8 protein-coding genes are annotated in these 11,986 nt (G+C 72.7%); 1 reads left to right on the forward strand and 7 read right to left on the reverse strand.

The window, feature by feature from the left end:
- Positions 1 to 147 precede the first annotated feature (147 nt).
- Positions 148 to 4,359, forward strand: coding sequence for a trypsin-like peptidase domain-containing protein (locus ACFTZL_RS06110; protein WP_382578866.1), 4,212 nt, complete (start codon positions 148 to 150; stop codon positions 4,357 to 4,359).
- Here the strand turns inward: ACFTZL_RS06110 and ACFTZL_RS06115 are convergent.
- The 7 genes from ACFTZL_RS06115 to ACFTZL_RS06145 all read right to left on the reverse strand — a co-directional run.
- Positions 4,356 to 5,396, reverse strand: a complete 1,041-nt coding sequence (locus ACFTZL_RS06115; RefSeq protein WP_382578869.1) for a glycoside hydrolase family 6 protein — start codon at positions 5,394 to 5,396, stop codon at positions 4,356 to 4,358. The genes ACFTZL_RS06110 and ACFTZL_RS06115 overlap by 4 nt on opposite strands.
- Before the next feature lie 328 nt (positions 5,397 to 5,724).
- Positions 5,725 to 6,408: a class F sortase gene (locus ACFTZL_RS06120; protein WP_382578871.1), complete on the reverse strand. Its 684-nt coding sequence runs from the start codon at positions 6,406 to 6,408 to the stop codon at positions 5,725 to 5,727.
- Between the two features lie 2 nt (positions 6,409 to 6,410).
- Entirely contained in the window at positions 6,411 to 7,160 is a 750-nt protein-coding gene (locus tag ACFTZL_RS06125; RefSeq protein WP_382578874.1) for a hypothetical protein, read from the reverse strand.
- 110 nt (positions 7,161 to 7,270) lie between these two features.
- Complete coding sequence (locus ACFTZL_RS06130; RefSeq protein WP_193478283.1) at positions 7,271 to 8,050, reverse strand: HAD-IIA family hydrolase; 780 nt, start codon at positions 8,048 to 8,050, stop codon at positions 7,271 to 7,273.
- A 133-nt stretch (positions 8,051 to 8,183) separates the two neighbouring features.
- Positions 8,184 to 8,975 (reverse strand): hypothetical protein, encoded by a 792-nt coding sequence (locus ACFTZL_RS06135; protein WP_382578877.1) that lies wholly within the window; start codon positions 8,973 to 8,975, stop codon positions 8,184 to 8,186.
- 246 nt (positions 8,976 to 9,221) lie between these two features.
- On the reverse strand, positions 9,222 to 10,898 hold the full coding sequence (locus ACFTZL_RS06140; RefSeq protein ID WP_382578880.1) for a DUF4157 domain-containing protein: 1,677 nt from the start codon (positions 10,896 to 10,898) through the stop codon (positions 9,222 to 9,224).
- Positions 10,899 to 11,021: 123 nt separating this feature from the next.
- Positions 11,022 to 11,986: ROK family protein (locus ACFTZL_RS06145; protein ID WP_382578882.1), on the reverse strand; the 965-nt coding region annotated here is incomplete at its 5' end.

Below are 11,986 nucleotides of genomic sequence, written 5' to 3' on the forward strand. Positions count from 1 at the left end.
CTCTCCTGTGCGGAGGGCGCCCCTTTCGCATGTCCGGTCGCATGTCCGGGTGACGGGAAACGTGCTTGACCTGTGCACGTAATTTGGTGTGCTCTCGGGTACGACATCGGCAACGCTTGTGGTCAACGGTGGCGGGGGATACGGGAGATGACCGAGTCGACCACGTCGGACCCGGTGGCCGAGGATGTCCTGGCCGCCGCGACCGTCCAGGTCTCGGGCACGGACGGGCACATCGGCGGCCTGGGGGTGCTCATCGCGCCCACGCTGGTCCTGACCTGCGCCCATGTCGTACTGGACGCCCTCGGACTCCCGGTCGCTCGCGGCGAGCGCCCCGACGGCCCCGTGGGGGTCCGCCTGGCCCTCCGCGAGGGTGGGACCACGGACGCCGTCGTCCGCGACTGGGTACCGGTCCGTACGAACGGCACCGGTGACGTGGCGGTCCTCTCCCTGGCCCGTCCGCTGGAGGCGGCCCGGCCGGTCCTGATGGTGGCGCCCCGGGACGTCTGGGACCACAAGGCCATCGTTTTCGGACTGCCGAGGGACGACACGGGCGGCGGCTGGCACACGGCCCGGCTGCGCGCCCGGACCGGCACCGGCCGCTTGCAGATGTCGCCGCAGGACGGCCAGTCGGATCCGATCCAGCCAGGCTTCAGCGGCTCCGCCGTGTGGGACGACGACCTCGGTGCCGTGGTCGGCATCGTCGCCTCGATCTCACCGGCGCACCGGGGCCAGAGCTTCTGCATCCCGACCCGCACGGTCCTCGACGAGCTGCCGGGCCTGGCCGAACTGCTCGCGCCCTCCTCCCCCTTCCCCGGGCTGCGTCCCTACACCGAGGAGCACAGCGCGCACTTCTTCGGCCGGGACGAGGACGTCACCGCGGTCGTCGACCTGCTGTGCCCGCACGGCTCGCTGCCCGGGGGCTGTGTGACGCTGACCGGCCCCTCCGGCTCCGGCAAGTCCTCCCTCCTCATGGCCGGCGTGCTGCCCCGCCTGAGGGAACGGGCCGTGCAGGTCGTCACCCTGCGCGCGGAGGGCCGCCGCCCGGACGCCTCCGCGGTCCACGAGGCTCTGCGGACGCACAGGTCGGCACGCGGGCTCGTGCTGGCGCTCGACCAGTCGGAGGCGCTGCTGCTGCGCCCCGAGGAGGAGCTGCGCGCCCTGGTTGACGCGCTCCTCGACGCCCGCCGCCACCCCGGAGTCGCCGTCCTGGTGGCACTGCGGACCGACTTCCAGGACGCGGCCCTGCGCCACCCGGAGCTGAGCCGGCTGGTCGGCAGCGCGCCCGCACACCAACTGGGCCTGATGACCCGCGAGCAGCTCACCGAGGTGGTCCGGCTGCCGCTGCGGGCCTTCCCCGGCGTCGAGTACGACAGCGGGCTGGCCGACCGCCTCATCGAGGACGCGGCGGGCCGCCCCGGAGCGCTGCCCCTGCTCGGATTCGTCCTGACCACCCTGTGGGAACGGCAGCTCGGCGGGCGGCTCCGCCTCGACACCTACCGTGAACTGGGCGGCGTGGGCGGGGTGCTGAGCAGCAGGGCCGACTCGGCGTGGCAGCGGGCGCTGCGGGGTGCGGCGCCGGGCGCCGCGACCGGGCTGCTCCGCGCGCTGGTCCAGCTCCCGCCCGGCAGCGGCACGGCCCTGCGCGCCCGGCTCGCACGCCGGGACGCGGGCGAGGAGCGGTGGGCCGTCGCCCGCGAGCTCGCCGAGGCCCGTGTCCTGGTGGTGGGCGCGGACCCCGAGCGGGGCGAGACGGTCGAACTGGCCCACGAAGCCCTCATCGAACACTGGCAGCCGCTGGCCGAGCAGGTGGAATCCGACCGTGCGTTCCTCACCTGGCGCGGCGAACTGCGCTACGACCGGGCCCGCTGGTGGCGGGCCGGGCGGCCGGACGGACTGCTGCTGGAGGATCCGGCGCTGTCGGCGGCGGAGCGGTGGCTCGCGGACCGGCGTGACGAACTGACCGATGAGGAACGGGAGTTCATCGAGGCGGGGGCCGGGCTGCGGGATCGCAAGGCTCAGGAGGCCGCGAGGTCCGAGCGTCGCAAGCGGTATCTGCGGGTGCTGTGGGCGGTGGTCACGGTACTGGCCGTGGTGGCCGCGGCGGTGGTGTCCGTGCTGTATCTGAATCTGCTGACGGAACAGCGACGGCTGGCTTCGGACCGGTTGGCGCAACAGGCGGCGAGTCTCGACAGCACGTCCCTGACCGCCTCTTCCCTCTACGCGGTCGGTGCGTATCGGGCGGAGGCCCGGCCCGAGGCCCGGTCGGCGTTGCTCGCGCAGTACCTGCGGTTTCAGGACGTGGAGCGGGTGGTGATGGAGGGGCGTGACGATGTCGAGGACGTGGCGCTGACGGACGACGGCTCGTACGCATACGCCGTGCTGGGCAACGGCGCCTTCGTGCGACTGGACCTGCGGGGGAAGCAACCGCCACAACCCCGCCACTTCTCGACACGGCTCGACACCGAGCGGATCGCCATATCGGCCGACGGGCGGAGGGCGGCCCGGGCGAGTGATTGGGGGTCGATCTCCCTCGGGATACCGGTCTCCTCCGGCTCGGACAAGTTCCGGACCCTTGCCCTGCGCAAGGGCGAGGCCGTCGAAAAGAACCCCCGCGCCCCCAACGACCTGCGCTTCGACGGCGACGGAAAGCGGATCCTCGCCGCGATCCCCGGCGAGGGCGTGCTCGTGTGGAACGCGGACGACGGCCGCCGCACGGGCCGGACCCTCGCCCCGCCGAAGGGCTGGGCCACGGCACAGGCCTGGTTCGCCGCGGACGACACGGTCGTGGCACGGATCGTGCCCACCGGCGCCGAAGCGGACGACCCGCGCGGCCGGCTGGTCTCCTGGGAGCTGAGCAGCGGTTCGCTGCACCGCCCCTGGGACGAGCGCACCACCGCCTCCGCGACGGTCAGCGGCAACGGCCGCGTCCTGGTCACCTGCACCGAGGAGGGCTCGCTCGAAGCGTGGCGGCTGGGTTCCACGCCCCGGCGTTTCCAGAACTGGAGCAACAGCAGCTTCCAGGGCCTGTGCCCGCTCTACGCGCCCCGGCTCGACGCCACCGGCCGCTACCTGATCAATCCGACCGGACGCATCGGCACCGACCTCGGCCGGATGCGGTTCCTCGTCATCGACCTGGAGAAGGGCTGGCCGGCCACCTTCGACACCCCGGCGGCGGCTCCCGAGGACCAGAACATCACCGGCCGGGGGTTCGCTCCGGCGGTCGACCTGGCCGGCCCTCCCGATGACCTGCGCGCTGTCGTCTCGGCCGGCGGGAGCATCGTCACCGTACGCGTCGAGCGGCCCACATCCTTCGACACCAACTCCCTGGTCAACCGCATCCGCACACCGGACGGGCCGAGCGGCAGGATGGCGGTCGTGGACTCGGCCGGCACCGGACTCCAGTTGTGGAACCTGGCCGACCACCGGCTCCTCGCGACCGCGCGGCCGTCCCGGCCGCTGGCCCGCCTGTACGCCGCCTTCAGCCCGGACGGGCGACGGATGCTGACCGTCGCCCAGGACGAACGGACGGTCCTCGTCTGGCGGATGGACGGCAGCTCCCTCAAGGAGGAACACGTCCTCGAGCTGCCCGCCCCGCGTGGCATCACGGCCTCCGGGCCGGACCCCGCAACGGGGCTCACCCCGTCCTGGATCAATCTGAGCTTCTCCGACAACGACCACGCCGTGATCTCAGGGCTCTCGTACGTCTCACGCTGGCGGCTCGACACCGGTCGCATGGACGGCAAGATCTACCAGCCGCCCGTCCAGGAGAGTGCCCAGCTCGCGAACGAGGCGGCCGGCACCTTCGCCACCGCCCTGCCCGGCAAACCCCAGGCGGTGGTGCGGACGGTGGCCGAGATCGGCGTCTGGGACTTCACCACCGGCGAGTTCAAGAGGTGGATCGGGAGGAAGGACTACGACCGGTCGATCCGGTCGTTCGCGCTCTCCCCCGACGGCAAGATCCTCGCCGCGCAGTACGCCGGCGGCCGCGTACAGCTGTGGGACGTCGAGAAGAAGCAGAGACTCCCCGAACTCACCTACAACGGCGTCTACTACCTCGGCCGCTTCCTCGGCGACCGCCTGCTCCACACCACCACCGCCGCAGGCGAACAGGTCGTCTGGGACGTGACGGAACGTCAGGACACCTACCGCTACTACGTGGGCTACGGCTCGGTCCTGTCCCCGAGCACCGACGGCACGTCGCTCACGATCGTCGACGGTTCACGCACCTCGACCATCCCCCTCGCCCCCGAACGCTGGATGGACCGGCTCTGCTCCCTCGCACAGCGGGAGCTGAGCGAGGCCGAGAGGGACCTGGCCGTCGACCCCGACCAGGTCGACGACGTCTGCCCAGGCTTCTAGGAGCTGGCCTTGGTCAGCTTCAGTGCGTAGTCCGACCACCACTGGCCCGCCTTCGGGCCGCCCTTGCACTCGCCGTCCGACTCCCCCGGCCGCTTGACCCACAGGTAGGCGTCGACCAGCGGGTCGGCCGTCTTCGTCGTGGGCGTCTCGCCCAGCGCGCGGCCCGGCGGGTTGCACCAGCGCTCGTCCGGGTTGCCCTGGGTGTAGGGGCCCTTGCCGTTGCGGCTGGTGTCGATGACGAAGTGCTTGCCCCCGACCTTGGCGGAGAGCTGCTTGCCGTAGGCGAGGGACTCGTCGGTGGAGTAGAAGTTGGAGACGTTGACCGAGAAGCCGTCGGCCTGTTCGATGCCGGCCCGGTTCATCGACTCGAAGATCTGGTCGGGGTGTCCCCAACCGGCGTTGCCCGAGTCCAGGTACACCTTCGTGTTCTTCAGCGACTTCAGCTTGGCGACGGCACCCTTGAGGAGGTCGTAGCGCTCCTCGTGGAACTGCTCCGGCGTGCAGCCGTCGACGAGGTGCAGCAGGGCGTCCGGTTCCAGGATGACCGCGGCCGACCGGTCGCCGATGCCCTCCGCCACGCCGTCGAGCCAGTCGCGGTAGGCGTTGCCGTCGGCGGCGCCGCCCTGTGAGTACTGGCCGCAGTCGCGGTGCGGGATGTTGTAGAGCACGAGCAGGGCCGTACGGCCGGCCTTGTCGGCGGCCTCGGTGAAGCCCTGGGTCTGCTCCCGCGGGTTGTCCGGGCCGACCCATTCGGCGACGGGCTGCTCGGCGATCTTGCGGATCTGCTCGGCCTCCTGCTTCTTGCCGGACTTCTCCAGCGCGGCGACCTGCTGTGCCGCGGTGCCGTCCGGGTTGACCCAGAAGGGGGCCTTCTCCTTGGGCTGTTGGGTGATTCCGGCGCCCGCGTCGGCGCCGCCGTCCGATCCGTCTCCTCCGTCGTCGGAGGAGGAACACCCCGTGATCAGCAATGCCGCCCCCAGCATCACTGCGGACATCCGCCTCCCGGCGATCGTCCCGGCCCCCCTGCTGCCGTACATCCAACTCCCCCTTGGGTGCACCGTTCCAAGTCTCAATCCTGACATACGTCCCGCGACACCCACGAGGCGGAACCCACCTGGGTGGATGACGCAGAGCCACCGTATCGGGACTTGACGTATTCAACCTCTAGGCCCGGGCGGCCCTTTGGTTCTACAGTCTTCTCAGCAGGACCCGACCTCCGGCCAGAGTTTCACCCACCGTGGCTCCCGTGGCCTCCCGCGCAGTTCGCCGGGTTACTCCCGCAGCCCGCGCGCGCGTGGTCGAGGACCGGCCCGGTCGTCGACTTCAGGGGAGCGGGTCGTCGGCCGGGTTAGGTGGGGGGTCTCATCAGAGTCCGGTACCGGTGAGGTACGCCGACACCACCACGTTCGCCGTATAGCTGCCGGTCGTACGGTCGAAGCTGCCGCCGCAGGTGACCAGCCGCAGTTCGGCCCGGCCCGAGCGGCGGGGGCCGTAGGCCTGGTGGGCGTCGAAGCGGTCGCGGGTGAGGACCTGGACGGACTCGACGGTGAACTCGGCGACCTCGGCGTCGGCCCGGATCACCCGGATCGTCTGGCCCGGCCGCAGGGCACTGACCTTGTAGAAGACGGCGGGCCGGGTCTCGCTGTCGACATGACCGACCAGCAGCGCGGTCCCCGGCGCCCCGGGTGCCACCCCGCCCGCGTACCAGCCGACCACACCCGGCTGGTCGTACGGCGGCGGATCGAGCGCACCGCGCCGGTCCAGGCCGCGCCCCACCACCGGTGCCTGGACGCCGATGCCGGGGATGTCGACGCGCTGCGGCAGCGCGTCGCCCAGCGGGCGGTGCGCGGGGGGCAGTTTCACGTCCGGGGGGCGTCCGGCGGCGGCCATGTCGCCCGTCGTGGGCGCGGAGATGCCGTGCCGTACGTCGGTCACCTCGCGGCCCCAGAGCCAGAGCCCGAGCAGCAGCACCACCCAGGCCACGCCGGCCAGCAGGCGGCCGGTACCCGAAGGGCGTCTGCGCACCCGGTCCAGGTCGAGTTCGGACATGGTCAGTCCGTTCCGCGCTTCCGGCGGACACTGCCCAGCGCGACGACCACCGCGGCCACTCCCGCGAGGACCAGGCCGGTCACCGCCTGCGCGGTGCCGGGCCCGGCACCGCGGTCCTCGGCGGCGACGAGGTGGGCGGCGCCGCCACCGCCCGCCTCGACGGGAGCGACGGGCGAGGCGTGGGCGCCCGGCCGCCGGGAGGCGGACGACCGGCCTTCGTCCTCGAGCGCGGGATCGAGCTCGGGCTCGGGCTTGGTCTCGGAGTCGGACTCGGAGTCGGGCTCGGACTCGGGTGATGGCCTGCCGCCCTCGGGCAAGGGCCGCAGCCCGCCCGTCCCCGGCGCGGGTGGCTGCCCGGCCGCCCCGGTCGCGACCCTGGGCGCGGGCGGGCCCGCACTCTCCCGGCCCTCCCGGCTCTCCCGGCTCTCCCGGACCCTGAACGTGCCGGTCCGTTCGGCGCCCCCGCAGGTGATCTTCACGGTGTACGTCCCCGCCCTGAGCGTGGAGGGGACGCGGCTCTCGCCGATGAGTGCACCGTCGGTGACGGTGAGCGGGGCGTCCGCGACGAACGCAGCCGAGGCGGCGACGGCCGTCCTCGCCGCGCAGCCGGTCACGCGGAGCGCGACGTCACTGCCGGGTGCGGGGGTCGCCGGGGTCACCGAGACGCCCCCCGGGTCCGCCGCGAACGCCGCCGGGGTGAGGGCGGCCGCGACCAGGACACTCGTACAGAGAGCGACTCTCAGGGAACCCATCGTGAACCTCCAGATGCCTGGAGCCTCCCCCGCACAGTGGGTCGCCGCATCCTCAAGGACGCGGCGACTGCTCCGAACGGGTGGCGACGGGTTTGGACGCGGTTGCCTCCTCAGACCCGGTCGACGAGGTCCGCGATCGAGTCCAGGACCTGCGAGGGCCGGTACGGGAAGTCCTCGACCTGGTCGGGCCTGGTCAGGCCGGTGAGCACCAGGAACGTCTGCATCCCGGCCTCCATGCCGGCCAGCACGTCGGTGTCCATCCGGTCGCCGATCATCGCGCTGGACTCGGAGTGCGCCCCGATGGCGTTCAGCCCGGTCCGCATCATCAGGGGGTTCGGCTTGCCCGCGAAGTACGGCTTCTTGCCGGTCGCCTGGGTGATCAGCGCCGCCACCGCGCCGGTCGCGGGCAGCGGGCCCTCGGTGGAGGGGCCGGTCTCGTCGGGGTTGGTGCAGATGAAGCGGGCGCCGCCGAGGATGAGCCGCACCGCCTTCGTCATGGCCTCGAAGGAGTACGTGCGGGTCTCGCCGAGGACGACGTAGTCCGGCTCGTGGTCGGTCAGGATGTAGCCGATGTCGTGCAGCGCGGTGGTCAGGCCCGCCTCGCCGATGACGTACGCCGACCCGCCCGGCCGCTGGTCGTCCAGGAACTGGGCGGTGGCCAGGGCCGAGGTCCAGATGCTCTCGATGGGCACGTCCAGGCCCATGCGGCGCAGCCGGGCGTGCAGGTCGCGCGGGGTGTACATCGAGTTGTTGGTGAGGACCAGGAAGGGCTTCCCGGACTCACGCAGCTTCTTCAGGAAGGCGTCGGCGCCGGGGATCGGCACGCCCTCGTGGATGAGCACACCGTCCATGTCGGTGAGCCACGACTCGATGGGCTTGCGGTCTGCCATGTGCGGGATCTCCTGCCGTACGCGGTCCAGCCTGCGACCCAGCCTAAACAGTGGCCGGATCATGCGGAATGGGCCGGTCGCGGCGTCCCGAAGGGCGGGACGGTGCACGGGCCCGCACCGCGGAACGGCCGCCTCAGCGTCGCCGGCGCGCCAGGAGCAGTACCCCGCCCCCGGTGAGCAGCAGCGCCGCCGCGGCGGCGGCGACCCGGACGCCGATTCCGGTGCGGGCGAGTTCCTCGGCGAACGGGAAGCGGTCCTCGCGGGGCGGGACCGAGGCCTCGGGCTGCGGCTCGGTCTCCGGCTGGGAGTCGGTGCCGCCGTCGATCTCCCCGTCGCCACCGTCGATCGGGGCATCACCGTCGATGCCGAACCGGTAGTCGTTGGACTGCCCGACCCAGTCCCCGTCGTCGTCGTGCCGCTGGACGACGGCGGCGTTGGCGGTGACATGGTTGGGCACGGCGTCCGAGGTGACGGCGAGCCGCACCTTCACGGTGACGGTCTTTCCCGGCCCGACGGTGAACCCGGCGAACCGGCCCTCGTCGTCGGCCAGCGCCCCGACGAGCTCGTCCTCGCCGGTCTTCTCGAACCGCGCGGTGTGGGCCCGCGTCCCCTCGAAGAACTCCAGCCGGGGCTGGGACGGCTCAAGGGCCCTCTTGGCGTCCACGAGCACGACGACGGGATGGATCCCGGTGCAGGTCCGGTCGGTCGTGTTGGTCAGATCGAGGTACCAGGTCCCGTACCCGCCCCCGGCCGCGTAGGAGTCCGGCCCGCCGTGGATGCGGGTGGTGAGCGGGAAGGTGTGATCGTCGGGCGCGGCACAGGCGGGCGCCGGATCGTCCGCGTACGACGGGTGGGCACCAGTGAGCAGGACGGCGGCTGCCGCCGCCAGGCAGAGGTGAGCGGGCGTGCAGAGTCGCATGGCCATGTGACATTGCCGGAAGTGGGCGATCGCGAGCGACACGGCCCGGAACAGCCCCCGAACGGCGGCGCGAATCCACCCGGTCGGCGGACGGCCGGCCCCCGGGAGCAGGTCTCAGGCCGTTCCGCTTGCCCCTCCGGCTCGGAGCATGCGTACGACGGCCGCGTTGCCGGCGCACCGCTGGGCGTGCCGGAGATGCTCGACGACCTTGGGGTCGGGTGGTTTCTGCGCCGGCGGCACCCGCGGTCCCGCTCAGCGGCGCAGGGTCAGCGTGAGCGTCGCGCCCAGGAAGCCGTTGCCGGCGGAGGCGGTCCAGCCCTCGTGCCACGTCCGGCCGGTCTCCTTGCCGTACATCCGGAAGTACCAGAGGGGATCGTTGCGGTCGAGGGTGCTCATGCTGTCGGCGTGCTGTTCGCGCGCGTAGTTCTCCATGGTGATGTAGTCGCTGCCGCTCACGGCGACCACACCGCCGTAGTGGTAGTCCATGTGGTCGTCGGCGCCTTCGCGGCGGGCCTGCGCACGCGTTTCGTGCTGCTGGGCGTCGGGCCGGGCCATGGTCACCATTCCGTCGCCGACCCTGGGGATGGCGGCGTGCTGGTTGGCCTCCAGGTCCTGCAGCACCCGTTCGGCGTTCTCGGGGGACTGCCGGACCAGTTGCTGGAAGCGGCCGCTCATGCCGAAGGTGATCCGGTCGTATCCGGCCGGGTCGCCGCCGTCGATGGCTTCCTGGAACTTCCCCTGCCAGTCGCCCTCGGGCTCCATGCGCACGAGGAACTTCTCGATCGTGTCCCAGTAGCGGTTGTCGGCCTCGCGGTACATGGACGGCTTGCCGGTCACGAATCCGATCATGTCGTTGCAGCGCTGCGGGGTGAGAACGTCGAGGCCCTTGGTCTTCTCGCCGCCCTTCTCCTTGCGGTACTTGGGCTCTACCTCGTAGAGGACGACCTTGCGGCCCGATCCCTCGATGGTCAGGGTCCTGCCGGTCTTCGACAGCGAGAGCCCGCGCTTCTTGCCCGCGCCGGGGAGGTTCTTGATCGACGCGCCGAGCTGTTTGTCGGTGGCGAAGAAGTTCTTCGGTTCCTTGCCGTCGCCGGCGTGCTCCACCGCCAGGTCGAACGCGTCCGACACGGCGAGGTCCACCTCGCCCGCGTAGACCAGGTGAGGCTTGGGCGGCGCGTAACGGGAGCGCTCGTCGTACCAGCTCCCCTGGTCGTTCGTGTCCTGGCCCACGAAGAAGTCGTCGGAGTCGGGCTGCTTCTTGGGGTACTCCGTGGAGCCGGCCTTGATGACGTGGAGGCGCTGGACGGCCGTACCGTCGCCGCCGCAGCCGTCCCCGTCCGCGCAGCCGGCGGCCGCGGCCTTCTCGGTGGCGGCGGTGCGCTGCACGGGCGCCGGCCCGCTCATGACCCGGTCCGCCTTCGTCTCCGCGTGGCGTTCGCCCGCGTCGCCCGGGGCGGACATGCTGACGCCCGCGCCGTTGTCCGTGCCCGGTACGGGTCCGGTCTGCTGGTCCTCGAAGTGGGCCAGCTCGTGCGCCCAGTCCTTCTTGGTCATCCCGCCGCCGTTGACGACATGGCGACCGCTGGTGAACGCCTTGGCCTCCAGGACCGCCGCCGACTCGCGTGCCTGGGGCCCGTCGTGCACGAGGACGCCGCTGAAGTCCGTCCCGCCGAAGCGCTGCTCCATCTCGGAGCGCAGGCCCGGCTCCATGGGCTTGGCCGGGGAACCGAGGGCCCGGTCGAGGGCGGCCCGCTGCACCTGGGCGTGCTCGGCCTCGGGTGCCACGTCACGGGTGTCGTGGTCCACCGCGGCCACGCGCTGCACATGCCGGATCCAGGCCGCGCTCAGCGGTGACGCCGGTGGCCCGGCGGAGGATCCGCCCGCTGCCCGGTCGACCGCACCGCCATGCCCTTGGTGGAAGGCCCGCATGTCTTCTCCCTCTCCCCGGAACCGGACAGCCGATCGACCGACTACGTCTACCGAGTCGGCCGCGAGAAGAACATGCCCTTACGCGCACACCTGGGGGCAGGGTCCGGGGTCTTGGAGGACACCTCACCCACCGCCACGCCCGAACACCGGCCCCAACACCAGTTGAGCCGCCCCCACCGCCACGACTCGCCCGCCCCCGGCGGCGACCCGCACCGGCACGGCCTCCTGGCCCGTCCGCCGGGCCCAGGCCTCCAGGACCGTCCCGACCCCCCGCACGAACGCCTCCGGAGCCGTGGCCACCGTGCGGCCGCCCAGCAGGACGACGTCGATGTCGAGCAGGCCCACCAGGTTCGCCGCCCCGGCGCCCAGGACCCGGGCCGCCTCCCCCGTGTCGCCGCGCGCCACCGCACCGAGGCACAGCGCCTCGACGCAGCCGCGGTCGCCGCAGGTGCAGGGCGGGCCGTCGAGCTGGATCACCTGGTGGCCGAACTCCCCGGCCCCGGTCCTGGCCCCCCGGTGCAGGGTCCCGCCGATCACCAGACCGGCTCCCAGCCCCGTGCCGAGGTGCAGATAGGCGAAGGAGCCGCCCTCGCCCCCGGCGGCCAGGCCCAGCGCCGCCGCGTTGGTGTCCTTGTCGACCACCACCGGCACCCCGAGCCGCTCCGCCAGCGCCTCCCGCAGCGGAAAGCCGTCCCACTCGGGGAATCCGGTCACCCGGTGCAGCACCCCGCGGGCGTGGTCGAGCGGCCCGGGCAGCGCGACGCCGACCCCGAGCAGGGACCCGGGCCGAGCGAGCGGCACGGAGGCCGGCGCCTGAGCCGCCGTGCCCCGGGCGGACCCCGCCCCGGCCGACCGGACCTCGCCGACCGCCTCCCGCGCGACCTCGGCCCCGGCTCCGGCTTCGGCTCCGGCTCCGGCTCCGGCTCCGGCTCCGAGCAGGGAATCCGTCCGGGCGAACGGCCCGGCGGGCAGCACCCCGGCCACCGTCTCCCGGGCGGACCCCGCCCCGGCCGTCCGGGCCTCGCCGGCCGCCTCCCGCACGACCCCGGCCCCGAGCGGGGAGCCGGCCCGGCCGAGCGGCATGGAGG

It is taken from the genome of Streptomyces sp. NPDC056948 (genome assembly GCF_042674225.1).
GTDB lineage: Bacteria > Actinomycetota > Actinomycetes > Streptomycetales > Streptomycetaceae > Streptomyces > Streptomyces purpurascens.